Here is a 25,139-nt window from a genome sequence, read left to right as displayed (position 1 = left end):
ATCACTCCCTTAGTGTCGCGTTGAACTCAGATGTTACCGCTGTGATGACATTATCAGTTAAGACGCTGATTTCCTTGTCTTCAAGTGTTCTTTCCAAATCTTGTACCGTAATTGAGATCGCGAGGCTCTTTTTACCCTCGACAACCCCCTCACCTTGATACATATCGAACAAGTTTACGTTAACGACTTGATTCCCGCCAACTTTTTTCACTAAATCGATCACATCACTGCTTGCAACGGCATGATCGACGACAAAAGCGAAGTCTCTACGGTTTGCAGGGAACTTGCTTACCGGCACAGCTTTTGGAATCAGTTTTTCACCCAGCGCTTCAATTAATAGCTCAAAAGCGAAAACTTTTCCTTTAATTCCGAGTGATTTAATTGCACTCGGGTGCAATGCACCGACATGACCAACTATAGTATCGCCGCGATAAATTGCAGCCGCCTGGCCCGGATGCAAGGCGGGATGGGCATCAGCAACAAAACGGAATGGCTCTAAACCACCGAAATTCGCCAACAGCGCTTCAACATCGCCCTTAACATCATAAAAATCAACGGCTCCGGCACCTTCGCTCCAATGCTCATCAAACCGCGAACCGGCAATAACCCCGCCTAACATCTTGTTTTGAACAACTTGAGTGTCTGATTCAGGCAAGAACCGTAAACCCAGTTCGAACAAACGCACGCGGTTTTGTTGACGGTTCTGGTTGTACTTCAAGGTTTGCAACAAACCCGGCAATAAACTGACCCGCATTGCTGACATGTCCGCAGAAATCGGATGCGGCAAAATCAGATCGTTTGCTTCTGGGAACAAGATTTTCTGCACTTTGGGATCAACAAAGCTGTAGGTAATGGCTTCTTGATAACCGCGCTTGACCAAGGTGTCTTTCAGCTCGTCTTCGGTGATATCTGCTTCTGGGTGACGATTCATCACCAGTGAAGCAGTCGGCGCTACATTAGGAATATTGTTGTAACCAAAGACCCGAGCCACTTCTTCAATCAAATCTTCTTCAATTGCAAGATCAAAGCGATACGAAGGTACAGTTGCCGTCCATCCACCCTCGATAGCCGCAACGGTCAAACCAAGTCGGGTTAGGATTTCTTCAACCTGAGCATTGTCAAAGCTAATGCCAATGCGGCTTTCGAGCTTTGCTTTGCGCAGAGTAATTGGCGCTAAGGCTGGCAAATCAGCTTGGCTCACCGCTTCAACCACAGGCCCAGCCTCACCACCAACGATATCGAGCAACAACGCCGTGGCCCGCTCCATCGCTTTGTGCTGGAGTTCAAAGTCTACGCCACGCTCGTAGCGGTGTGATGCGTCAGTGTGCAAACCATAGCTACGCGCTTTACCAGCGATGGCAAGCGGTGCAAAGAAGGCACTCTCAAGCAAAATATCTTTTGATTGGGCGGTCACACCGCTATCAAGACCGCCAAAGATACCTGCCATGGCTAATGCTTTGTTGTGGTCAGCAATGACTAAGGTATCGTCACGCAGCGTTGCTTCATTGCCATCAAGCAAGGTCAGTTTTTCTTCTGGCTTGGCCATACGTACGACAATACCACCGTCGATTTTATCTAAATCAAAGGCATGCATTGGGTGGCCGAACTCAAGCAACACGTATTGGGTCACGTCGACCACAGGATCAACGCTGCGCACTCCACAGCGGCGCAATTTCTCAACCAGCCATAGTGGTGATTGCACCGTGGCATCAACACCCTTAATCACGCGAGCGAGATAACGTGGGCACGCGGCAGGCGCCTCAAGAACGACATCAACTTTATCGCTGATGGTTGCTTTGGCGCTATCCCAGCTTGGCTCAGTCACTTCGCAGTTATTGAGGACACCAATTTCGCGGGCCAAACCGGCAATGCCTAAGCAGTCGCTCCGGTTTGGGGTTAAATCCACTTCAATGGTTTTATCATCGAGCTTTAAGTATTCACGGATATCCATGCCGATTGGCGCATCAGCTGGCAGCTCCATAATGCCATCAGACTCTTCTGCCATGCCCAGCTCAGCTTCGGCACACAACATGCCCATGGATGGCTGACCACGCAATTTGGCTTTCTTGATCTTAAAGTTGCCCGGTAGTACCGCACCAACGGTCGCCACCATGACCTTTAGGCCTTGACGGCAGTTGGCAGCACCACAAACGATATCAAGTAGTTCATCGCCACCGACATTGACTTTGGTGACGCGCAACTTGTCGGCATCTGGGTGTTGGCCGCACTCGACCACTTCACCAACAACCACGCCGGTAAACTCGCCAGCAACGCCTTCAACGCCGTCTACTTCAAGACCGGCCATGGTAATTTGTTCAGCCAGCTCGTCAGAACTAATTGCAGGGTTGACCCATTCACGGACCCAGGATTCACTGAATTTCATCTTCTGTGTTCTCTCTTAACGACTGGCTTAGTTAAATTGCTTGAGGAAACGCAGGTCGTTCTCGAAAAACGCCCGCAAGTCGTTGACGCCATAGCGCAGCATGGTCAAACGCTCGACGCCCATACCAAAGGCAAAACCAGAGTATTTCTCAGGGTCAACTCCAACGCTACGCAACACGTTTGGATGCACCATGCCGCAGCCCAGTACTTCCAGCCAACCGTTTTCACCGAGTACATCGACCTCTGCTGATGGCTCGGTGAACGGGAAATAAGAAGGACGGAAACGAATGGTCAAATCCTTCTCGAAGAAGTTCTGCAAAAAGTCGTGAAGAATGCCTTTCAACTCGGTGAACGACACTTTTTCATCGACCATCAAGCCTTCAACCTGATGGAACATCGGCGTGTGAGTCTGGTCGTAATCATTACGATAAACGCGGCCTGGCGAGATAATCCGCAGCGGCGGTTGCTCGTTTTCCATGGTGCGAATTTGCACGCCCGAAGTTTGGGTCCGCAATACCAGCTCTGGATTAAAGTAGAAGGTATCGTGATCGGCACGTGCCGGATGATGCTCAGGAATGTTTAAGGCATCAAAGTTATGGAACGAATCTTCCACTTCTGGGCCTTGCTTGACTTCAAAGCCCAGCTCACCGAAATACGTTTTGATGCGATTGATGGTGCGCGATACCGGATGTAGGCCCGCTTCAGGCATACGGCGACCCGGCAACGACACATCAATGGTTTCTGATGCGAGCTTGGCATTGAGTTCAGCCTGCTGCAACGCCGTCATTCGCTCAGTAATAGCCTGTTGCACTTGCTGCTTAGCCTGATTGATGGCTTGACCAGCGGCAGGTCGCTCTTCTGGGCTTAACTTACCCAAGGATTTCAATTGTTCGGTCAGGCGACCTTTCTTACCTAAAAAGTTAACGCGCACTTCATCAAGCGCGGTCACTTGTTGTGCACCGTCAACGGCGGCCAGAGCCTCGGCCACCAGTGCGTCCAGGTTCAGCATATCGTTTCTCTTTTCTACGATTGTCGACTCTGTTGTCAGAGCCAATGCGAATGGCAAAATTTTGTAGCCGGTAAGTCTACCGAAAAACACAAATAATTAAATGCGTAAGCGGGTGAAAAGCAGTAAAAACTGTATTGTTTTTAATCCTTGGCGGGCTTTTCGAGCGGTTTGCCGCGCAGTTGTGATTAAGGAGTAAGCAACTAAACGGCAAATACAAAAAATTGAAGAAAAACTATTGCAAGGAAAAATAACCGCCGCTATTATAGCGCCCACTTCGCGGACAGGTGCTTCACCTTCCCGATATTGTACGACCGTAGCTCAGCTGGTTAGAGCACCACCTTGACATGGTGGGGGTCGGTGGTTCGAGTCCACTCGGTCGTACCAATTTTCCTATCGAAAAGAACCTCCTTATTGCCCCGTTAGTTAATCATCAAAAGAATTCCATGATGATGAACGGTGGTTTGTGATGTTGAACTATCGTAAATTGATTCTGACATTCACTGAAAAAGGAGATTTGAGTGATGCCCATTACCCTGCCATTTAACATCGTCAGCACCATCGTGTTGTTTTTTGTTTCCGTTGTCACCGAGGTACTTCTAGGAGACGGTTCTCAATCAGCACCGCCACTGCTGTTGAAGCTAATTAATGATGTTACTTTATTGGTGTTCGCGCTATTTGTGCTTTTTATTGTGACGGCATTAGTCGCATCTAAAGTATTTATGGAAATTTGGAATCGATGTCTTAGTAATATTTTTGACAAGCGGGGTATCACGCTGAATGAATCATACGCACTTTGCGTGTTACTCGTTTTCGTCTTCTAATTAAGTCGCCGCAACCGGCAGATGAAGAGCCCTGCAGTCACAGTGCAGTCCTGGCTCTTCTCGATGGCTGACGTACAACAATTGGCTGTGACCCGACTCAATAATCCGATTGACTGCGGTCAGTACCACCTGAGCATTGGCTTCATCAAGCCCTTGTAGCGGCTCATCCAAGATCAGTAGTAGCGGCGACTTTACCAGTGCACGGATCACCAAAATTAAGCGCTGCTCACCGTAACTCAATTGATGAAACAGCTTGGCAGCAAGGTGCTCTGCGTGAAACCACTGCAACCATGCCATCGCATGACTTTTTTGGTGTTGACTGACATGGCGGTAGACGCCGATTGAATCGAAATAACCAGATAACACCACAGTAAGCGCATTAACCCGCGCCCGATAGTTCAGTTGTAATTCGGCGCTAACCATACCGATATGACGCTTAATGTCCCAAATGCTCTCACCATTGCCACGCTGAATACCGAACTGACGAATGTCATTGCTGTAACACTGCGGATGGTCACCACAAATCACTTTCAGCAAAGTCGACTTACCAGAACCATTGGGGCCAATCAGGCGCCAGTGTTCACCTTGTTGAATCGACCAATCGAGGCCATCAATGACCAGATGATCACCATAGCTGACTCGACCACGGCGCAATTGGAAAACCGGCTCTTGGGCAGGTAATGAAGTCGCGCAATCTGAAATGGGCGGCGGCTGATTTGCCGCTTGGGATAATTTCAGGGTCAACCAATGGGCCGAGAGACGCACCTGTTCGGCACTATCAGCTACCAGCAAAGTGCGATTGGCAAAGACAGCGATGGCCGCTAGCCAATCCGGTAAATCATCAGGCCGGTCTACCATCAATAATAACTGCACGCCCTGCCCGGCCAACTGCTCCAGCAACCGGCTGATTTGTTGCCGAGCCTGAACATCAAGGCCATCAAACGGATCTTCGAGCAACAGCAGTTGTGGGCGTCGGAGTAATGCCCGTGCCAGAAGCACTTTGCGAGTTTCGCCGGTCGATAACGAGCGAAAACCTTGTTGCAGCAATTGGTCTAAGCCAAATTGCTCCGCAATTGGCAGTATCTCAGCGGGTGTCACCGCAGCTTGTTGTAATAACTCAGCCACCAAGGTGCCAGGATCCAGCTCATCCAGTATGTCGCTTTGATCATTTTTCAGCTCTTGGGCAACCAGCGCTTGCTGCTCGCCAAAGCTGACCGCAGCGATGCTATCCGGCCAATTAGCAATGTCTCCCTTGTAGTTGACCTGCTTCATTAACAGCTCAAATAGCTGTGCCTTGCCACTATTATTGCGACCCACAATGCCCCAACTCTGGCTGCCAATGGACCAGTGTTTGATGGTCAGTAGTGGTTCATTAAACACGCTATCACGCGCTTCAATTCGAATATTGTCTAGTTTCATGCAAATACACGGGTCAATAAATAGTCTCAGTTTGTTGCTTGGGTCAGTTCAGCACTATCATTGAACAGCAGCTCAAGATCAGCAAGCGAGTAAGGGCTGTAAAAGCAACGCAACTTCATGGAGGAAGATTAATGATCCCTTTAGCTCTATTGGCCCTTGCGGCCTATTTGCTCTATATCGGCATTCGCGATAACTCTCTGGTGGACTTAGCACTGGGTTTGTTAGGCCTGCTAAGCGCTGGCGGCATGTTTTATGCGGCGATTACCGGCCATTCACTTTTCGAGCGGATTGAACAACTGTTCGCTAAATACAAAAGCGGTGCTTAAAACAATCGAGATTAAAAAAGCCGCATTAAGTAACCTTAATGCGGCTTTTGACGATAACAAGCAGTCGTGCGCTACTGGACGAGGGTCATTTCATCCAATAGATAATCGGCATTATCGACTTCGGTCATCAGCCACAACACATAACGAATATCGACGTGAATCGCTCGGGTGATCTTGCCATTAAAGTACCAATCCTTGGTGATCGACTCGTACGTTGAATCGAAATTCAAACCAACCAACTCGCCCTTGCCATTCATCACCGGAGATCCTGAGTTACCGCCAGTCGTGTCGGCGCTGCTAAGGAAGTTAACCGGCACCGAATTGACTTCAAGTGGGCGTGCCGCTTGTGCCTCGCAGCCAAAGCTAAACAAACCACAGGTCACCGCTGGCGCACCAAGATCGCCGCGATAGTAATCACCATAAGCCTTATTCTGATGTGCCATCAGTACGCTATCCGTGGCGATAAACGGCTTTTCACCGGTATGCTTCGCAACTAAACCACGTAGCGATGTAAATGGCGTTTTATAAATACCATCGGCAGCCGGGTAACCATCAACCTGGGCATAGCTGACTCGCAGGGTTGAGTTCGCATCCGGATACACTGGCTTGCCCTGCGCATTGTTGAATGCGATGACCGCAGCCATATATTGCGGCCGCACTTCCGCTAAGCGACCTGCCATTTCTTTTTGCTCAGCTTCAACTGTCATATTGGCATCGTAAAGTGCCACCGCTAGGGCAATAAGCGGATCCGCCGATTGCTCAAACTCGGCTACCGACTTACCAATCCAAGCAACCCGAGCCTCGGCATTGGCCAATTCGGTTTTGCCATAAATAGCAGCTACCAGCGCTTCCAAATCTGAGCGGCTCATTGTGCTTTTTAAGCCCAACGCGCTGTTCAAGTCAGCAATCTGGCGTGATTGATCTTGGTCTAAATAAGCGGCCAAATAGCTCACCCACAATGCTTGGTCAACGGCTGGATCAAACTTGGTTTGCAAGCGTTGTAAGCGCGCTTTAAACATTGGCAAATCGCGCTCCTGATAACCCATCTCACGGTCAGCATTAGCCTTTTCGCTCTCTTTAGCTAAGCGATACAAACGGATCGCGGCATTGAGCAAATCAGAATTAATCGCGTAGTTGTAGTAGAACTGGCGTTGTTGTTGCGCATGGGCATCGCTGAGCAAAGTTTGTAACTGTTGATGCGCCACGGTGAATGACTGGCGAGAAGCATCTTCACCAAACCAGCTCAGGTACTGCTGCTCTTGCGCTCGTTTAATGCCTTCAATATCTGTGGCTTTAAAGCCATCTTGCAGGCCCAGCAATTTTTTCAGGCGATTGTTGATGCTCTTCACCCGCGAGGCATATTTGACCTCTGCAGCCTCTCGGCCTTGCGTTGCCTCAGCAATGGTGTCAAGGGTCATGTAATAGGTGTCAAGCAATGTCGGATAATACCAATTGGCGGAATAATTCACTTCATCCGCCAGTTTGTAACGGCTGGTACGGCCGGGGTAGCCAGCCACCAACACGCCATCACCCAGCTTGACGCCGCTGGTGTTGACCTTGAGGAAGGACTTGGGCTGATACGGCACATTGTCTTCGCTGTATTCAGCTGGTTTGCCATCTTTACCGACATAACCACGAACAAAAGTGAAATCAGCGGTATGGCGCGGATATTCAAAGTTATCAATGTCGCCACCAAAATTGCCAAGGGCTTCGGCTGGCGCATAGACCAAACGGACGTCTTTAATCATCAACTGCTTGATCAAAAAGTATTCCAAGCCATGGTGAAAAGCCCGTACCGAGCAGCGATAGTTGGGATCTGTTTCGCATTCGCTGATCAGCGCCTTGCGATTGGCAGCAATGGCGTCATAACGCGCTTTACCATGAAGATCATCTGCGAGCGTTCCAGTCACCTCGGCGGTCACATCTTCGACCGATTCGGTGACATACAATCGCTCTTGTGGACCCGCAGGCAGCTCCCCTGCCATGGAGCCGGCAAGAAAGCCCTTCTCAATCAGATTGTTTTCAGGCGTACTGTTGTTTTGAATAGCGCCATAAGCACAGTGATGATTGGTCACCACCAAGCCCTTTGGTGAGACAAATGATGCCGAGCAGTAACCCAAGCCAACCACCGCATTAAGCGGATACTGATTTAAATCGGCGACCTGTGATGCGGGTAATTCAATGCCAACACGGTCAAATTCGTGTTGAAGTTGGGTTAGCTGATGCGGTTGCCATTGGCCTTCATCAGCACTAGCAGCGGCACTTAACGCCATTGCTGCGACTATTGTTAGTTTTGTTTTCATGGAAGTCCTGACTGGTTAATTCGCTGTGGCCAAAGCCACGAGCCAAAATTAGCGCCGATATTTAACCATAGCTTAGTCAGCAAGGTGACCGCTGCGGTCAAGTTTGTCGTGGCGAGGCCGTAAAAGTTTTGTTTCACAGGTGGTCGAGGTGGCGCTAAATCGGTGCCAAATGAGGCAATAATTCACCTGTCTAACTAATTGTTATACAGACCATTTGTGTGATCAACCACTCACCTTTAGCGGGAAACCGGTTGCACCAGTTCGCAGCAAAATCGCCACATACGCGGCAGATCACATTTCGATCACGCCATCGCTTCTACTCTAATTTGCGATTTTAGAGTCACCAAAGAAGTGACCAAAGGCTAGTACCAATTAACCAAAATCCGCATTTGCTAAACAGAAGCTAAAAAGCTCATCAGCAAATCAATGGTGCGTTGGTATCAATCAAATTGACTTGAAAAAGGCTAGGTAACATGAATTACATCCTCAATCGAGGGGTGGTGGGTACTGCTCTCGTAGCGGCCGCGTTAAGCGGTTGTGGCGGCAGCAGCAACAACTCAAACTCTCCTTCTGGCGAACTGGTGGAAGTTGGCGAAAACCAGGTTGCTCTTTACTTCAATCTGCAAGATTCAAGTGCCTCATATGAAGACTGGGGTCTGCACATCTGGAATGGCGGTAGTTGCCCTGAAGGCTACAGCCAAGCAATGATCGATCGCGCAGGCGAACACTTTGAAAACTGGGCCGATCCTTACCCATTTGAAGATGAAAGTGACACCTATGGTGTTTACTGGATTCTCGATATCAATCCCGATGCCGAGTGTGCCAACTTCATCATTCACAAAGGCGATGAAAAAGGCATGGGTAGTGCCGATGGCCTGCTAGAAATTGCTAAAGCCGATGATTACGCCTTTACCTTTAAAGATGTATCAACTGTCTTTTACGATGCGATCGAAACGCCACCTGTGGCCATTGAAGGTGCCGCAGCCCATTTGACCAATGCCGAATCGGTTCGTTGGAATGTGCCAGATTCAGCCACCAGCATCATGCTACTTAGCTCTGCTGCTGCCAACATTGCGTTAAATGCAGACGGCTCACTTGCTGGTGACTATATCACCATCGATCTGAGTTCTGCGTCAGCGACTGACAACGCGCCACCGCACTTGTCTGGCTTTGGTGCGTTCACCCACGAAGCATCAGCTGATGAGTTAAAAGCCGCGCTGAAGACTCAGCTGGTAGCCGTTGCCATGAATAACGATGAGCAAGTCGTGGCGGCCACCAACGTCCAGATCCCATTGGCGCTAGATGCACTGTACACCGCAGGCGATAACGACGCCGATGAAGCCGACTTGGGTGTTTCTGTGGTCGGTAGCAGCACTGACTTCAGCGTTTGGGCGCCAACCGCGACTCAGGTTGAGTTGCTAGCATTTGACGCCAATACCAAGGTGCAATTGGCCGAATCGCCGATTGCCATGACCGAAGATCCAGCAACGGGGATCTGGTCTGCCTCAACCAGCCTAGCTGAAGGGACTTATTACCAATACCGGGTGGCGGTTTATCATCCTGCAACCGGTCGTAACGAATCGCTGGTCACCACAGACCCATACTCAATCAGCTTGTCGATGAACTCGGTTTACTCGCAGGTTGTTGATCTCGACAGTGCGGCACTCAAGCCTGCCGGTTGGGATGACCATGTTGTACCAGTCACCGAGCCGAAAAACATCGTCATCTATGAAAGCCACATCCGTGACTTTAGTATCAGTGATCCAACCACCACCGAAGCATATCGTGGCACCTACAAGGCATTCACCGAAACTGAATCCGAAGCGATGAAGCATGTTCTGGCATTGCAAGAAGCGGGCTTGACTCACTTCCACTTGCTGCCAGCGGCTGACTTTGCAACCACCAATGAAGACCCAACACAGCGCATTGAAATCACCAATACCGTCGGTGAGCTGTGTGCCATTCGTTCAACCGCAAGCGTTTGCGGTGAAGATGCCGGCGCAACGCTACTGAGCTTGCTAGAGCAATGTGATCCTGCCACTCAGTGTGCCGAAACCATTATCGATGACATTCGCGATTTGGATGGCTTCAACTGGGGTTACGATCCACTGCACTTTGGCGTACCGGAAGGAACTTATTCGACCAATGCCGATGGCACCACTCGAATCGTCGAGTTCCGTGAAATGGTTCAGACCCTGCATGAAAATGGCCTCAATGTGGTGATGGACTTAGTCTACAACCACACCAACGCCTCTGGTGTTGGCGACAAGTCGGTGCTCGATAAAGTGGTACCGGGTTACTACCATCGTCTTGATGAGCTCAGTGGTGCAGTCACTAAATCAACATGCTGTGACAACACCGCAACCGAACATGCGATGATGGCCAAATTGATGACCGATACCATTCTGATTTGGACCGAGCATTACAAAGTTGATGCTTACCGTTTCGACTTGATGGGTCACCAGCCAAAACAAGCCATGATCGATTCACTGGCTGCCGCTCGCGAAATTAACGAAAACGTGTACTTCTACGGCGAAGGTTGGAACTTTGGTGAAGTTGTGAACGATGCGCGCTTCGTTCAGGCTCGTCAACACAACATGTACGGCACTGGCATTGGTACCTTCTCAGACCGTGGCCGTGACGCAATTCGTGGCGGCGGACCGTTTGATGGCGGCGATGCTATTCGCACCAATCAGGGGCTAGGTAATGGCCTTTACACCCTGCCAAATGAAAACAACAGTGGCAGTCAGGACGAGTTAACCAACTGGCTTAAACAGGCGGATATTGTTCGCGTTGAGCTGACCGGTAACTTAGCTGACTTCATTCTGATTGACCGCAATGGTGACACCAAACGTGGTAAAGACGTTGATTACAACGGTCAAGAATCGGGTTATGCCGCGGCAACTTATGAAACACAAACTTATGTTTCTAAGCACGACAACCAAACCCTGTGGGATAACAACCAGTACAAATTGCCAGCCGGCTTAAGTGCCATGGATCGTGCCCGCATGCAAGTGCTGACGTACAGTTTCCCGCTGTTGGGTCAGAGCATTCCATTTATGCACATGGGTGTCGAATTGTTGCGCTCTAAATCAATGGAGCGTGATAGCTATGACTCAGGTGACTGGTACAACAAAGTGGACTTCAGTGCCGTTGATAACAACTGGAACAAGGGTCTGCCTCGTGATGACAAAGACGGTAGCAACTACGAGTTAATTGGCGAAATCATTGCCGATACCAGCATTGAAACCGGCGCTGCAGAGCTTGAGCACAGCCGTGACATGTTCATGGAGTACCTCAAGATCCGCAGCAGTTCACCACTGTTTGGTTTAGGTGAAGCTAGCGTTGTGATGAAACGTGTTGATTATCACAACACCGGCACTGAGCAAACTCCGGGTCTGATCGTGCAGTCAATCGACGACGGCGTAAATGCTGGCGCTGATCTGGACAGCAACTACGATGCGATCATGGTGATCTACAACATGGATGCCGACAGCCATTCAGTTGCGGTACCTGCCAACGCTGAGCTGCACCCAGTGCAACAAAACTCGGTCGACGCAGCGATTGCAGCCGTTGAAGTATCATCAGGTAGCGTCGATGTGCCAGCCTTTAGCACCATCGTCATCGTTGTGCCGCAAGACGGCGCCCAAGGCGCGGGTATTCCAGTGTCAGCCAAAGACATGAATAACATCGCTCCGTTTGGCGACACCAAGGTCTACATTCGCGGTAGCATGAACGATTGGGGCACTGCCAACGAAACCTTGTTTGTTGGCGAAGGTGTGTACTCAACCAACATCTCCTTGGATGCTGGCAGCTATGAGTTCAAATTTGCCGATGCGGACTGGGCTGATGTCAATTACGGCTTTGGCGGCATCACTGAAGGCGCTGATTCTCTGGCGCTGTCAGACGCCGGCGGCAATATCTCAGTGACAATCGAAACCGCTGGTATCTACAAATTTGACGTCGATGCCAACAACACCGATCAATTGGTGGTGACTGTTAGCGCCAGCGAAGATACACCAACGTTCGGTGACACCGGCGTCTACCTGCGCGGCAGCTTTGACCCAGGCTGGGCGGCCCTGGAAGACTATCAATTCACCTATGTCGGTGGCGGTATCTATGAGCTTAATGCAGCGCTGAGCGCTGGCGGCGTCAACTTTAAAATTGCCGACGACAGCTGGGGCGACATTAACTTCGGCCAAGACGGCGGTGTGGTTGCACTCGATACCGAAATACCCCTGGAATATAACAAAGGTGACTTGAGCTTTGATGCGCCAACTGACGGTACTTATACCTTGGTATTTGACGCCGTCAATTTAACACTCACTGTAACCCAATAAACGTTGCTTTCTCTGAGTGTTGTTTCATTTTTGCCCGGCCTAGCGCCGGGCTTTTTTGTGGCGAGAATGACAATTGTTATCTATAACCATTGGTTCTGACGACGCGCCGAGTCAGCTCGGTTCAGCTCATTTATACGGAGATAAAACCAATGAACAAGTTACTCAAGCCCTGGTTAATGATTGCCGGCCTATTTTGGCTGATTAACCCCCTCGCCTATTCTCATTGCCAAATCCCATGCGGCATTTACGATGATCACGCTAAAGTTCAGGAAATGCTGCAGGACGTTGCCACAGCACGCAAAGCGATTAGCCAAATCCAAAATCTCAGCGGCAAATCAGATCCGCAATCTGCCAATCAATTGGTTCGCTGGGTGATGAACAAAGAGCAACATGCGCAACATATCATCACCACCATCAGTGGCTACTTCCTGACGCAACGCGTTAAAACCAAGCAAAAGGATTACAACGAGCGCTTAGCGCGTCATCACGCAGTCATCGTCAACGCCATGAAAGTCAAACAGAATGCCGATATCAAATACGTTGATGAACTCGAAAAGTCGGTTAAAGCACTCGCTGATTACTACCCCGAACATAGTCATTAAATGACGCAGCCTAAGCCGGGGCCTGTGCGCCTCGGTTTTCTGCGTTTTGCCTCCCTTCTTTACCTCTCTCATTTTTTTAAAAATTTTTTAACAACCTTGTCAACCAAACCCGAGTTGGGGCGTTTTGCTATGTGAATACGGATACCAATACCCCAACCAGTGGATTGGTATAACACTCGCCCTTAGGAGAAAGAGCATGAAGAAGTTGTTTTTAAATTCACTATCTATCACCAGCGCTGCTGCGGTTGTCTTGGTATCAGTCCTGTCGGTTAATGATGCCGCAGCCGCCGGTGCCGCGGAGCGTTCATTCAACAAAGCTGCCGGCGCCGAAAAAGCAGCGCAACGTGGTGGTAAAAAAGGTAATCCTGAAAAATCATTCGCCCGTTTGGATACCGACGAAAGTGGCACCCTGACTTTGGATGAATTAACCGCACAGGCCACAGCAAAAGCCGAAAAAAAATTCAGCCACAGCGATGCCGATGAAGATGGCTTGCTGAGCTTTGATGAATGGGTTTCTCCTCGAGCAACAGCAGATTACTCTGACATCATCGATGACATTGTCCTTTGCGTCGAAGAGTTAAAAGTAGAATCGGGTGATGACAGCATCATCGTGCCTGATCCAGAAAACTACCTGACGCCTCAGCAAAAGTTTGATGCCATCGATAGCAATAGTGACTCCTACCTAGATTTGGCCGAAGTGCAAGCAAAAGCTAGCGCCAAAGCCGAACAGTCATTTACCCGTTTAGATAAGGATGAAAGCGGCGATGTTAGCCTTGACGAGTACACCGCTATCAAACAGACATCGAAAGCAACGCGCCACGCCATCAAGTCATGCATTGATGAGCTAACCGTGGCAGAAGTTTTCGAATAAACCACTTGCCGTTCCCCCTTTGGCTTGTTGTTGGCCCATATTTCCTTAGAAATATGGGCTTTTTTTACCCGTCCTTTGCGCGCTGCAATTGTTAATTTTTGTTTAATCCGCTAACGTCGATGGCATCACTTTTCATGTTTCGAAGTCATGTCCTCAAGCCCGTTAAACGTTATCCAACCGCGTTATCTCACCACTGCCCTACTTAGCTCTTTTTTACTTACACCTGCCGCCAGCTATGCCAGCGCGCTGTATATCGGTTATGGTCAATCAGAGCAAACAACCCAGGTCAACGAGCGGATCATCAACTTCAAGCCAGCCGGCAAAACCGCGCTATTGTCGCTGGATTTAACGGATCAGTTGTCTGTCAGCGCCGATGTCTATGTTGCCGATGAATCTGAGCCAGTAAACGACCGGGTGAATAGCTCGCTTGATATTGACAGTTGGAGCCTTGCTGTTGGCTATTACCTTGATAGCTGGTCGATTACCGCCAGTTACAATAACTGGCAAGACGATTTAACCTTCAAAGCAGGCAAAGAATCGGTTGTCACATTTCAGCGCGATACCGAATCTCCTTCTTACTCACTGAACACCAGCTACGATTGGCAAATCGACAACTGGCAACTAGGCGTTGGCCTTGGCGTTCACTACAGCGATTGGCAAATGACCCAACGCCGAGAAAAGCGTGACGATCCGGCTTCATCCTCCAAAGAGCAAGGCAATTCAACCTTTGTCAGCGCCAACCTATCGGCGTCTCACTACACAGAGCTAACGGCCGACTACGGCTTGCTGGCTGGCGCATCGGTGCAATGGAGCCAAGTAACCGACAGCGAGTCAGAAGTGGTCTCACGCAATGGCCGCAACATCAGCCAAATTAGCAGTGGTCGCCGTGGCGGGTTAATCAATTCGCAATCGGCGCTGGGTAGTGAAAGCTATGGTCAGCTCAATACCTACCTGTCGGTTGATCTGTTTAACCAATGGGTTGTCGATATTAATGGGTCCTTTGACTTCGGTGGTGACGAAAGCTCCACCGCTTGGACGGCCAATTTGGGCTATCTGTTTTAAGCTGAATTTGTGGCCAAACGTTAACTAACTGATCTCGGCCCTTTTCGTTATCCAGCGATGATAGTAGGGTAACAACATAGCGAATAGAAATAGCCGTACTAGCGAGCAAGTCATGACCAAAGCAACCAGCCAGACTCAGGGTTTACTGCATTTTTACCTTACGTCCACCCAGCTTTTTGCTATCGGTACGCTAAAAGTGAAAGAAATCGTTCCATACATGCAACTGACCGCGTTACCGAAATCGCCCAGTCATGTATTGGGTTCGGTGTCCATGCGCGGCATCACCCTGTCTGTCATCGATCTCGCAGCGGCGGTTGGCTTTGCGCCTGTGGCAGCCGAAGATCGGCCATCCTGTTCCATCATCGTGGTTGATATTTGTCGGCAAACCGTTGGTTTTTTAGTGCGTCAGGTCGACAAGATCAGTGAATGTCGCTGGGACGATATTCATCCAGCGCCAGCCACTCTCGGCAAGCATGCCTATATTTCGGGCGTCACCCGCAACGATGACAAGTTGATCCAACTGCTGGATATTGAAATGCTGCTTGAAACAATTTACCCCGAGCAGTTTAATCAGACCAATGTTGAGCTGAGCCTGCCAGAACAAGCCCTACTCAGTCGCATGAATATTCTGCTAGTCGATGACTCTGCAACGGCCCGCAAGCAACTTAGCTCGGCGCTGGACAGCATCGAAGTCGATTATCAGGTGACCGACAATGGCAAAATGGCATTGCACATGCTGGAGCAAGCGGCAGCCAATGATAATCCATTCCAGATCGTGGTCAGCGATATTGAAATGCCGCGTCTTGATGGCTATGAGCTGACGTTTGAAATTCGCTCCAACAAAGCCCTGAGCAATGCTTTTATCATCTTGCACACATCGTTATCGAGCGAAATTAGTGTCGATCGGGCGCGCCAAGTGGGCGCTAACGAAGCGCTCACTAAGTTTGATGCCAACGAACTCACCCAAGCGATGCTTAAGGGCGCCAGAACGTTTGAAGATGACAACGTCAACGCAGCTATTACTGAGCACGACACGGATATCGATTCGTTAATTTAGAGCTCGCGCCTTAACGTTGCACCGAACGCTTCTTGGGTTGCTTTTGTCGAAGTTGTTTTTGCTGCTTTTGCCGTTGCAGTTTCTGCTGCTGACGCAACTTATCCTGCGATTGCTTGAACTCCTGACGTAATGCTTTGCGCTGCTCTGGTGGCAAGCTATTGAATTGCTCATACGACTTTTTTACTTCGGCTTGCTGTTGCTTGGGCATTTTCTTGAAGGATTTAAAGTTTTCTTTGAGCTGCTGGCGTTGCTCGGGCGACAGCTTCCGCCACTTATCATATTTGGCCGAAACCTGTTGCCGTTGGTTGTTATCCATATTAATCCAACGGCTCGCGCCCAGGGCTAACTTTTCCTGCTTATCAGTACTGAGTTGTGGCCACTGATCTTTAAAATTTTTCAGTACCTGCTGTTGCTCGGCACTAAGCTGCTGCCATTGTTGGCCGTGGGCGGACATCGCAAACAGCAACCAAAGAGCACTCATCAACGACAACAATAGTTTCATTGCCCATCCTCCTGCTCGTGCGCTGTTTCTGACTTGTTCTTACTGCCCTGCTTCGCTGCTTGCGGCTCCACTTGATGCTCAGCAACATCTAATGCCGACAACCACTCGCAGTCCACTTGCTCCAACTCGGCCAAGTACTCCAGAAACGCCATACTTGGCGCCTCTTGTTGTGTCGCTGGTGATTGCTGTTCTGTGCCAGCATACGCCGACTGACCAATACAGGTTGCGAGCGCCATACTAATGACCTGCCTCCTGCTGTCGCTGCGCCAACCAAGTAGCAAACTCTAAATCCTCTAATAACGCTAAATCAGCGTTGGGCACATCGGCTGACATCAGCTCATGTGGCAACGCTGGGATAGTTTCTGGTGAGGGGTAAGTTACTAACATGATTGCCGCCAACGCAACCACTGGCATGGCGTATTGCCAACGCGGTCGATTAAAAAATGGCGCCAACACACTATTCGACTGCTCTGATCGATACTGGCGTTGGTTTTGCCCTGCTCGTAACGCCGCCAAGCGAGCTTGGCTGATGTCATTGCGAGCCGACGTGGTTAATTGCTCGTTACTGGCATCCAATTGCTGATTGACCAATTGTTCCACTTCTTTGTTGTTAGATGTGGATGTCATGCTCGTGCTCCAACAATTCTCTGATCTTCGTGGTTGCGCGGAAATAATGAGTTTTTACCGTGCCCGGTGAACAGCCCATCGCGGCTGCGGTTTCTGCGACCGACATCCCTTCCCAACTGCGCAGTAAAAAACATTGTTGCTGTTTCAAAGGTAAGCCATTGAGTACCTTAAACACGGCGTCTTGCTGGTGCTGTTTTTGCCACGCCAACTGAGGAACCGTGTCTGGATGCGGCTCGCTATCGGGCAATTCCATAGGTTCTTCTCGATTAACGCCGAAATTGAACATCTGGACAAAACTGCGCACTTTGCGCTTGCGATGAAAGTCGGTGATGCGGTTTTGCAGAATGCGATAGAACAGCGGCTTCCATTCGTTTGCTGCCCGTTGCTGGTAATGGGTCACCAGTTTGATCATGGTGTCCTGAATAATATCCAACGCATCAGCGTGCTCGCCAACGGCAAACAGCGCGATGCGATAGGCCTTCAATTCTATCGTTTGCAGAAATTCATCCATGTCCACCGGCGTCGACTCGGTGTTATCGCCAGCGTCAATCTCAGTCACAGCATCGCATCGTTTATCAAAGCCCGCTCACTCCGCCAGCCTGTCAACATTACTATCAATAACGGCTCATTGGCGATTCGGTTGACAGCGCCAGCAACTTTTTTAATTGGGCTCTACCGAATGCGCCTTGGACTGCTGCTCTGCCAACTCTCGCTGCAAACCTTTTAGTGCTTGTTTATCCTCTGCCAGCCACAAATAAAACGCCGGTAGCACCAACAAGGTGAAGAAGGTGCCGATAAACATGCCTGCCACCAGAATAATGCCGATACTGTTGCGCGCTTCCGCGCCGGCACCAGTTACTAGCACTAGTGGGAAGTGACCCAACACCGTCGCGGCGGTGGTCATCAGCACGGGCCGCATGCGGGTCATCGCCGCTTCTTTGACCGCTTCTAGCTTGGTCTTGCCTGCGGCTTGGACATGATTAGCAAATTCGACGATCAAGATGCCGTTTTTGGCAATCAAACCAATGAGCGTCACTAAGCCAATCTGTGAGTAGATATTGATAGTGGTCAGTTCAAAAAATGGCAGCGCCAAAGCGCCGGCCAATGCCAGTGGCACACAACCGAGTAATACCACCAGTGGATCGCGAAAACTATTGAACTGCACCGCCAGAATCAAGAACACGATGAGTGACGATACGGCCAGCACCGATAACAAGGTGTTGCCTTCTTTACGCATCGCCCGTGATTCACCGGCATAATCAAGGCTGTAACCTTTGGGTAGAATTTTCGCCGCGGCCTGCTCAATGGCGACCAGTGCTTGTTCTTTGGTTACTCCCGGCGCTGCGCCGCCGTATATCTTGAATGAATTCTGCTGCGAGAACGTGCTCAAGCTGCGCGGCTGCACATGCCACTCAATCGATGCCACCGACGACACGGGGATCAGCTCACCCGCAGGCGTTTTTAGGGTTAAGTTAAGAATTTGCTCTGGCCGCGAGCGAATATCATCGCCAACAATGGGGATCACTCGGTACGCTTTGCCATCGGAGTCAAAGCGATTGACGTAGTTACTTGAAAGCAACACCGCCAATTGGCCACTCACATCAGTCACGCGCATGCCGAGATCGGCAATTTTGCGTTTATCGAGCTGTAAATGGATCTGCGGCAAATCGATTTTTAAATCACTATCGGCAAATAGGAACTTGCCAGACGTGTAAGCGGCGGCAACCAACTCATCGGCCACCAGCTTCATTTCTTGGTAACTGGCACTGGATTTGACCACCAACTCAACATCAAATTGGCCAGCTGATGGCAGTGAAGGCGTTAAAATGGGCAACATGTCCAAGGCCGCAAACTGGCTCAAAGTGCCGTAGACTTCAGGCAACTTATCCTGCGGAGCAAAATCACGCTCATGTGGCTCCACCATATCCAGGCCGGCAAAACCGCCACTGGTTAGCATCACCTGCCACATTTCGTTGACGCCATCGATTTCCAGCATCTTATCGACCACCGGCCGGACATGCTCGACGTTGTAGCTTAACGACGATTGCGGCGGTGACTGCACGATCATAAAGATGTGGCTTTGATCTTCGATCGGCGCTAACTCTTTGGCGCTGTATAAATAAAAAGGAACCGCCAAGGTTGCCAGCACTGCCGCCCCTAAGATGAGCTGATTGCGCCAAGTAAATAGTTGGTCGAGTAAGCGGCCATAGCTTTGCTGAAGGCGCTCAAATACCTGATTCACGGCTTTGGTCAGGCGCCCTTCGCGGCCGCCATCGGCGTTCACATATGCACTCATAATGGGTGACAAGGTCAGGGCAACAACTCCCGAAACCAACACCGCAACTGCCAAACTAAACGCAAACTCTTTGAACAAGGTACCAGTTAAGCCAGATAAGAAGCCAATGGGTGAATACACGGCCGCCAACGTCAGGGTCATGGCGATAATCGGCACCATCAGTTGGCGCGAGCTCATCAGCGCCGCTTGCACCCTCGGCACGCCTTGGCGCATCAAGCGAGCGACGTTTTCTACCACCACAATGGCGTCATCGACAACCAAACCAACCGACAGCACAATCGCCAATACCGTCAACAGATTGATTGAAAAGCCCATCACCGCCATTGCCGCCAGAGCACCGAGAATAGAGATGGGAATGGTTACCAAAGGCACCAACGCCGTTCGCAGCGAGCCCATCATAAACAACACCACAATCCCGACCAGCGCCACGGTTTCAACCAAGGTGGTTAAGATCTCGCGCAGTGCATTGCGCATGTATAAGGTGCCGTCATAGGCAAAGCCAATGTTCATGCCCATTGGTAAGGTTGGATTAATCGCTTCTATCGCTTCATAGAGCTGATCGCCAATATGGATTTCATTGGCCCCCGGCAGCGGCCAGACAGCAATATAAACCGTATCCTTATTATCGAGTCGTGCGGTGACATTGGCGTCCTCCGAGCCCAGCTCAATGCGCGCCACATCACGCAAGTAAACCGTGGTGTTATCAAGCTGCTTGACCACCAACAATTCAAATTCACTGACATCGCTAAGTTGAGTATTGGCAACAATATCAATGCGCTGCGAGCTACTTTCGCTAAATCCAAGGGTCGAAATGGTGTTATTGGCTGCCAAGGCGTCAAACACCTCAACGGCGCTTAAATCAAACATTGCCAACCGATCGGGATCGAGCCACACCCGCATTGCCGGCGTCCGAGCGCCCTCAATGGTGATCCGCTGTACCCCTTCAATTGTGGTTAAACGCGGGTTGACCTGACGAGTCAGGTAATCGGTCACCGCTGCCGGCGACAGCCCTTCTGAGGCAACATCAAGATAGAACACGGCAAAGGGGCGATCAGCGCGGCGCACCTCAACCACAGGATCTTCTGCGCCGGGAGGCAATTCATAACGAATTTGGCTAAGGCGGGTATTTAATTCAGCCAGCGCCCGCGTGCTGTCTTCATTCAGGTTAAGCCAAGCCGTCACCGTGCTTAAACCGGAGGTGGTCAGCGAATCCACGTACTCAACACCAGGCACGGTGGCCACCACCCGCTCAATGGGTTCGGTGACAAAGCCTTTGACAACTTCAGCCGAGGCACCGGTGTAATAGGTGTTGACAATCAATGACGAGCTTTCAATGCGGGGGAACTGCAACACGGGGATTTTAATGGCAGCCCAAATTCCCAATAAACAAATGACCACTGACAGCACAATCGACAGCACTGGCCGCTTGACGAATATATCCATCAGGTTTGCCGAAGACTGCTGCATTACTGAGCCTCCGATTCCGCGCTAACGATATTAACTTTGGCCGATGGGAATAATTTGAATGAGCCCTTGGTTGCAATCTGCTGAGCGGGGTGCAGATCACCTTGCAATACCGCCCAACCATTATCGGTGGCCAGCACTCGAACGGCAGTTCGCTTGGCTCGCAAATCGCCTTGGTCACTGTCGAGGACATAAACGTAAGCACCGAATTGATCACGAGCCAGCGCCAGCTCTGGCACTTTAATAACCGATTGCGCAGCTGCAACCGGCACTTGAATAGACACTAAGGTATTGGGGTAGAGTTGCGCAATTGCCGCTTCCGACAAGGTCAATTTGGCGCGGTAATCAAAGCTTCGAGCATTAGTCAACTGCGGCGAAACGGCAACGATCTGTGCCGAATGGCTATCATTTTTGCCAATCAATGACACCTGAACCTGATCGCCAATGGCCAGAGGCAAATACGATTGAGGCAGCTGAAAGTCCACCCAAACCGAATCGTTCAAGCCAACTAGTGTGGTGATCACCGTGTTGCTATCCAGATATTGGCCAAGCTCCAAATCATGGATGCCGACACGGGCAGCAAATGGCGCTTTGAAAATTTTCTTATTAATGGTGGCTTTTAATTGCGCCACTTCTGACTCAGCAAGTTTGACATCGGCTTTCACCTCGTCCACTTGCTCTTCACTAATTTGTTTCTTGGCTTGTAGCGATAACAAACGCTTGAGGCGGGTTTGATAGAGTTCTAATTTGGCATTAGCGCCAATTAGCTTGGCACTCTCTTCGGCGTGCTCCAATTCCACCAACACCTGACCACTTGCAACAACACCGCCCATGGGCAGGTTTAACCGGCGGATGGTGCCGGCCAACTCTGTGGTTAATTGCATTTGCTGCAACGCATTGATTTCGCCGGTTACTTCAATGGTTGGCGCATACTCGGTTTGCTCAACCACCAACGCCTCAACCGTCATCACCGGCTCACCACCGGCATCCATAGCCGATTGTCCGGACATCATTTGTTGCTTGGTAAGCGCAATGATGGTGACGACAGCAGCAATAACAACAGCACTAATTGCCCAGCGTTTGAAACTCATATATACAACCTCAATCGAATTCCTTGTCGAGATATCAAGTCGCGCGCATCGTTCAATTTGATGACAAAGCAGTGAGCAGATCGGCGCAGCGACTTAACAAAGGCGAGAAGTATTTAGCTCGGAGTAGCTAGAGAACCCTCTTCAGCGCCAAATAGTTACATGTTTTGCGATTGTATAAAATCTACTTTCGAAAAAAATTAACAAAGTCGCCGCAACAATTCGCCTGCAGCGCCCTGAAAATGCCCCAGTAAGGGCGATCAAGTTATTCAAACATACCTTTTTTGATGGGTTGGCCAGCGGCGACCAGTTGCTGCCCTTTGGCCCAAACGGCATCAATGGCAAACGACGTTGGCTCAACACAAATGAAATCGGCGTCTTTACCGACCTGAATGCGGCCTTTGTCAGCTAAGCCAAGCACTCGAGCCGGCGTTGCCGTCACCGCACTGAGCGCTTGTTCAATAGCAACATCGAATTCTTTAATTGCCTGACGCAAAGCGCCAAATAGGCTATCAACCCGCCCCACTTCGAGGCCCACTAACTCCCCATCGCGACTAAAAATCGGCAGGCTGGCATTACCATCAGAGCTCATTGTCAGGTTATTGACCGAGATCCCCCGATTCAACGCCAACGCCAACGCTTCGGCGGCCAGCACTTCGCCATCATCAATGATTTGCTGATTATGACTGGTGGTAAAATCAATGACGCCGCCAGCTTCGGCAAACCGAAAACCACTATTTAATAAGCCAGGGTTGCGATTAATGTGGGTCGGATAAAACTGCCGGATCGGAATTTCACTGTTGGCCACGGCGGCCAATAACGGATCGAGTTGATCGCCGCCATCGCCAACATGGATACTTACGACACCTGCTTTACCCGCCAACATGCCCCCGACTCGGGCCTCGCTGGCCAAGCGAACCAATTCAGCGACACTCGGGTGACTACCACGGTGATCGGAAATAGCCACTTCACCGACACCAATGAACTTGTCGATCAGGACGATATCATCGGTTACCGAACCGGTGATGGTGCGCACTGGGTATTGGTAGCTACCCGTATGGCAATACGCAGAAATACCCTCTTCTTCGAGCGCCCGCGCCTTGGCCACCAAATCCGCCAGCGAGCGCGTGGTCGCATCCGTTCCAAGTGCCCCTACCACGGTGGTGACACCGCCGCGTGTCGCTTGCGTCAGTGTCATTTCCGGCGTCCGCGTGGCAAAACTGCCTTCGCCACCGCCGCCGGTGATATGGACCAGAGAGTCCACCAGCCCAGGGGCGACAATCAAGCCATCAAGATCGATGACTCGATGCGCAACTGAGCCGGACAAACTAAGCTGAGGCTCCATTGCAATCAGCTTACCGCCAGCAATCAATAAATCATGTTTACCAAGCGGCTCTGGGGCATAAACCTGAGCATTTTTTAATAAAGTCAGCATAGATACATCACGTAAAGTCAATCAGCACGGCAACCGCAACCGCCGCAGCGGCGGTACCGTACAAGGCCAACTGCAATGGCCAAATAAAGCGAAACCAAACACCCCAGTCAATTCGCGCGACACCGAGGCAGCCAATTAAAGAGGCCGACGTTGGAATAATAATGTTGGTCAGGCCGTCACCTAATTGGAACGCCAGTACCGAGATCTGGCGTGACACCCCAACTAAATCAGACAAGGGCGCCATCAATGGCATGGTCAGCGCAGCCTGACCAGAGCCAGAGGCAATAAAGAAATTAAATACCGACTGGAATAGCAGCATTAATTGCGCCGATGCCATTGATGAAAATTCACCGAGCCCTTCTCCGGCCCAATGCAAAATCGTATTCAGTGCCGATGGCTGGGTGGCATCATCGCCGCCGAGCAGCATTAGCACGCCTTTCGCTAAGGCAACAATGAGCGCTGCCGGCAATAAATCAGCGGCGCCTTGCTTGAAGCCATCGGCAATATCATTGGCGCGCATACCGTTGAGCTTAAACAGCATGGCGATTATGCCGCAAGCCAAGCCAATAGTGAAAAACTGGCTGGCAATTTCGGGGATATAATAATGACGCCAGATCACGCCCCAAATCACCCAGATGATACCGCCGAGCAAGGTCAACAAAACCAACGCATCACCTTTACCAAAGGCCTGTTGCTGTTGCTCCTGATCATGCTGTTGGCGGAAGTAATCGTCTTGCCCGTGGACCGGAGAACACTGCGGATTGGCGGCAATGCGGTGGGCGTGGCGCATGGTAAACCACAAACCAAGGGCGGTGAACACCAGCCAGCAGCCAGCACGAAACGGCATCCCCGAAAGCGCCGGAACATCGGCAATGCCCTGCGCAATCGCCACGCTAAAGGGGTTCATCCAGCTGGTGGCGAACCCGATTTGAGTTGCAACATAGGTGATCAGCACGGCAGTGATGCTATCAAACCCCAGCGCGACCACCATGGGCACCAGAATAATGCAAAAGGCAATGGCTTCTTCGCCCATGCCAAAGACGGCGCCACCGAGCGAGAACAGCACAAAGATCACCGGTAACAGCATATTCAGTGCCCGTTCACCAGAACCAATCAGCTGGCGAATCCCACGATCGACGGCGCCGGTTTTCATGATGATGCCGAAAGCACCACCAACCACCAAAATAAAAGCGACGACGCCAATGGCGCTGCCCCACTTCGAGCCCGAAACTAGCCCTTCGAAAGGCACATTGAGCAAGCCCGCCTCGCCACCTTCGGCAAACAGCGGTACTTGACTACTCTGGCCATCCGGCGTCAGCCGCTGATAACTGTCAGGATCAATGACGGTCCGCGTTGAACCATTGGCGAGGGTTTTCTCAACGGTCTGGTATTGCCCTTCGGGGATCCACATGCCAGCAAACCAAGCCAGCACAGCAACCACAAAAAGAATGACAAATGCGTCAGGCATTTGGCGAGCTGTTGTTTTCATAATGAACCACAAACAAAAGACTGGAATACAGGGACGAGTCTACCTC

19 protein-coding genes and 1 tRNA gene are annotated in these 25,139 nt (G+C 50.5%); 8 read left to right on the top strand and 12 right to left on the bottom strand.

The genetic code is table 11. The annotated features are described in order from the left end of the window. Window position 1: 1 nt before the first annotated feature. Together pheT and pheS are read right to left on the bottom strand one after the other, a co-directional pair. The gene (gene pheT, locus IC617_RS03635; RefSeq protein WP_191143614.1) at window positions 2-2,383 is read right to left on the bottom strand and encodes a phenylalanine--tRNA ligase subunit beta; all 2,382 of its coding nucleotides are present in this window, start codon (window positions 2,381-2,383) and stop codon (window positions 2-4) included. 27 nt (window positions 2,384-2,410) lie between these two features. Then, entirely contained in the window at window positions 2,411-3,391 is a 981-nt protein-coding gene (gene pheS / locus IC617_RS03630; protein ID WP_191143613.1) for a phenylalanine--tRNA ligase subunit alpha, read from the bottom strand. A gap of 307 nt (window positions 3,392-3,698) precedes the next feature. On the opposite strand from pheS, the gene IC617_RS03625 reads away from it, so the two are divergent. Together IC617_RS03625 and IC617_RS03620 are read left to right on the top strand one after the other, a co-directional pair. Then, window positions 3,699-3,775, top strand: a tRNA-Val gene (locus IC617_RS03625). Window positions 3,776-3,909: 134 nt separating this feature from the next. Next, the gene (locus IC617_RS03620; RefSeq protein WP_191143612.1) at window positions 3,910-4,212 is read left to right on the top strand and encodes a hypothetical protein; all 303 of its coding nucleotides are present in this window, start codon (window positions 3,910-3,912) and stop codon (window positions 4,210-4,212) included. On the opposite strand, the gene modF is transcribed toward IC617_RS03620, so the two are convergent. Next, complete coding sequence (gene modF, locus IC617_RS03615; protein ID WP_191143611.1) at window positions 4,213-5,631, bottom strand: molybdate ABC transporter ATP-binding protein ModF; 1,419 nt, start codon at window positions 5,629-5,631, stop codon at window positions 4,213-4,215. A gap of 131 nt (window positions 5,632-5,762) precedes the next feature. Here modF and IC617_RS03610 point away from each other — a divergent pair, with 131 nt between their 5' ends. Further along, entirely contained in the window at window positions 5,763-5,957 is a 195-nt protein-coding gene (locus IC617_RS03610) for a hypothetical protein (protein ID WP_191143610.1), read from the top strand. A 71-nt stretch (window positions 5,958-6,028) separates the two neighbouring features. Here the strand turns inward: IC617_RS03610 and IC617_RS03605 are convergent, their stop codons facing one another. Next, window positions 6,029-8,260, bottom strand: coding sequence for a S46 family peptidase (locus IC617_RS03605; RefSeq protein ID WP_191143609.1), 2,232 nt, complete (start codon window positions 8,258-8,260; stop codon window positions 6,029-6,031). Window positions 8,261-8,733: 473 nt separating this feature from the next. Here IC617_RS03605 and pulA point away from each other — a divergent pair, with 473 nt between their 5' ends. From pulA to IC617_RS03580, 5 genes are all read left to right on the top strand, one after another. Continuing rightward, window positions 8,734-12,600 (top strand): pullulanase-type alpha-1,6-glucosidase, encoded by a 3,867-nt coding sequence (gene pulA, locus IC617_RS03600; RefSeq protein WP_191143608.1) that lies wholly within the window; start codon window positions 8,734-8,736, stop codon window positions 12,598-12,600. Between the two features lie 149 nt (window positions 12,601-12,749). Then, window positions 12,750-13,202, top strand: coding sequence for a superoxide dismutase [Ni] (locus IC617_RS03595; RefSeq protein ID WP_191143607.1), 453 nt, complete (start codon window positions 12,750-12,752; stop codon window positions 13,200-13,202). Window positions 13,203-13,398: 196 nt separating this feature from the next. Further along, window positions 13,399-14,073, top strand: a complete 675-nt coding sequence (locus IC617_RS03590) for an EF-hand domain-containing protein (protein WP_191143606.1) — start codon at window positions 13,399-13,401, stop codon at window positions 14,071-14,073. A gap of 147 nt (window positions 14,074-14,220) precedes the next feature. Beyond that, window positions 14,221-15,135: a TonB-dependent receptor gene (locus tag IC617_RS03585; RefSeq protein ID WP_191143605.1), complete on the top strand. Its 915-nt coding sequence runs from the start codon at window positions 14,221-14,223 to the stop codon at window positions 15,133-15,135. A 112-nt stretch (window positions 15,136-15,247) separates the two neighbouring features. Next, complete coding sequence (locus tag IC617_RS03580) at window positions 15,248-16,192, top strand: chemotaxis protein (protein ID WP_191143604.1); 945 nt, start codon at window positions 15,248-15,250, stop codon at window positions 16,190-16,192. 10 nt (window positions 16,193-16,202) lie between these two features. Here IC617_RS03580 and IC617_RS03575 read toward each other — a convergent pair whose 3' ends face one another. The 8 genes from IC617_RS03575 to yfcC form a co-directional block, all read right to left on the bottom strand. Next, window positions 16,203-16,694 (bottom strand): DUF3106 domain-containing protein, encoded by a 492-nt coding sequence (locus IC617_RS03575; protein ID WP_191143603.1) that lies wholly within the window; start codon window positions 16,692-16,694, stop codon window positions 16,203-16,205. After that, entirely contained in the window at window positions 16,691-16,930 is a 240-nt protein-coding gene (locus IC617_RS03570) for a hypothetical protein (protein WP_191143602.1), read from the bottom strand. The genes IC617_RS03575 and IC617_RS03570 overlap by 4 nt, the downstream gene beginning before the upstream one ends. Before the next feature lies 1 nt (window position 16,931). Next, window positions 16,932-17,321 (bottom strand): hypothetical protein, encoded by a 390-nt coding sequence (locus IC617_RS03565; protein ID WP_191143601.1) that lies wholly within the window; start codon window positions 17,319-17,321, stop codon window positions 16,932-16,934. Continuing rightward, the gene (locus IC617_RS03560) at window positions 17,305-17,880 is read right to left on the bottom strand and encodes an RNA polymerase sigma factor (RefSeq protein WP_191143600.1); all 576 of its coding nucleotides are present in this window, start codon (window positions 17,878-17,880) and stop codon (window positions 17,305-17,307) included. Before IC617_RS03560 ends, IC617_RS03565 begins: the two co-directional genes overlap by 17 nt. A 102-nt stretch (window positions 17,881-17,982) precedes the next feature. Then, on the bottom strand, window positions 17,983-21,084 hold the full coding sequence (locus IC617_RS03555; RefSeq protein ID WP_191143599.1) for an efflux RND transporter permease subunit: 3,102 nt from the start codon (window positions 21,082-21,084) through the stop codon (window positions 17,983-17,985). Beyond that, the gene (locus IC617_RS03550) at window positions 21,084-22,172 is read right to left on the bottom strand and encodes an efflux RND transporter periplasmic adaptor subunit (RefSeq protein WP_191143598.1); all 1,089 of its coding nucleotides are present in this window, start codon (window positions 22,170-22,172) and stop codon (window positions 21,084-21,086) included. The genes IC617_RS03555 and IC617_RS03550 overlap by 1 nt, the downstream gene beginning before the upstream one ends. Window positions 22,173-22,434: 262 nt before the next feature. Continuing rightward, a complete protein-coding gene (gene iadA, locus IC617_RS03545; RefSeq protein WP_191143597.1) occupies window positions 22,435-23,604 on the bottom strand; it encodes a beta-aspartyl-peptidase in 1,170 nt (389 codons plus the stop codon). A gap of 7 nt (window positions 23,605-23,611) precedes the next feature. Next, a complete protein-coding gene (yfcC, locus tag IC617_RS03540) occupies window positions 23,612-25,093 on the bottom strand; it encodes a putative basic amino acid antiporter YfcC (RefSeq protein WP_191143596.1) in 1,482 nt (493 codons plus the stop codon). Between the last annotated feature and the right edge of the window lie 46 nt (window positions 25,094-25,139).

This window comes from Neiella litorisoli, assembly GCF_014773395.1.
Lineage (GTDB): Bacteria > Pseudomonadota > Gammaproteobacteria > Enterobacterales > Neiellaceae > Neiella > Neiella litorisoli.
The sequence above is the reverse complement of the archived record's forward strand: the minus strand, read 5'-3'. Positions and strand labels throughout refer to the sequence as shown.

Bases quoted from the DNA above. Each gene is read 5' to 3' on its own strand.
- IC617_RS03555 (WP_191143599.1), bottom strand. From the start codon at position 21,084: ATGCAGCAGTCTTCGGCAAACCTGATGGATATATTCGTCAAGCGGCCA.
- IC617_RS03605 (WP_191143609.1), bottom strand. From the start codon at position 8,260: ATGAAAACAAAACTAACAATAGTCGCAGCAATGGCGTTAAGTGCCGCT.
- IC617_RS03575 (WP_191143603.1), bottom strand. From the start codon at position 16,694: ATGAAACTATTGTTGTCGTTGATGAGTGCTCTTTGGTTGCTGTTTGCG.
- pheT (WP_191143614.1), bottom strand. From the start codon at position 2,383: ATGAAATTCAGTGAATCCTGGGTCCGTGAATGGGTCAACCCTGCAATT.
- yfcC (WP_191143596.1), bottom strand. From the start codon at position 25,093: ATGAAAACAACAGCTCGCCAAATGCCTGACGCATTTGTCATTCTTTTT.
- IC617_RS03590 (WP_191143606.1), top strand. From the start codon at position 13,399: ATGAAGAAGTTGTTTTTAAATTCACTATCTATCACCAGCGCTGCTGCG.
- IC617_RS03565 (WP_191143601.1), bottom strand. From the start codon at position 17,321: ATGACATCCACATCTAACAACAAAGAAGTGGAACAATTGGTCAATCAG.
- IC617_RS03550 (WP_191143598.1), bottom strand. From the start codon at position 22,172: ATGAGTTTCAAACGCTGGGCAATTAGTGCTGTTGTTATTGCTGCTGTC.
- IC617_RS03610 (WP_191143610.1), top strand. From the start codon at position 5,763: ATGATCCCTTTAGCTCTATTGGCCCTTGCGGCCTATTTGCTCTATATC.
- pulA (WP_191143608.1), top strand. From the start codon at position 8,734: ATGAATTACATCCTCAATCGAGGGGTGGTGGGTACTGCTCTCGTAGCG.
- IC617_RS03585 (WP_191143605.1), top strand. From the start codon at position 14,221: ATGTCCTCAAGCCCGTTAAACGTTATCCAACCGCGTTATCTCACCACT.
- modF (WP_191143611.1), bottom strand. From the start codon at position 5,631: ATGAAACTAGACAATATTCGAATTGAAGCGCGTGATAGCGTGTTTAAT.
- IC617_RS03580 (WP_191143604.1), top strand. From the start codon at position 15,248: ATGACCAAAGCAACCAGCCAGACTCAGGGTTTACTGCATTTTTACCTT.
- iadA (WP_191143597.1), bottom strand. From the start codon at position 23,604: ATGCTGACTTTATTAAAAAATGCTCAGGTTTATGCCCCAGAGCCGCTT.
- pheS (WP_191143613.1), bottom strand. From the start codon at position 3,391: ATGCTGAACCTGGACGCACTGGTGGCCGAGGCTCTGGCCGCCGTTGAC.
- IC617_RS03570 (WP_191143602.1), bottom strand. From the start codon at position 16,930: ATGGCGCTCGCAACCTGTATTGGTCAGTCGGCGTATGCTGGCACAGAA.
- IC617_RS03595 (WP_191143607.1), top strand. From the start codon at position 12,750: ATGAACAAGTTACTCAAGCCCTGGTTAATGATTGCCGGCCTATTTTGG.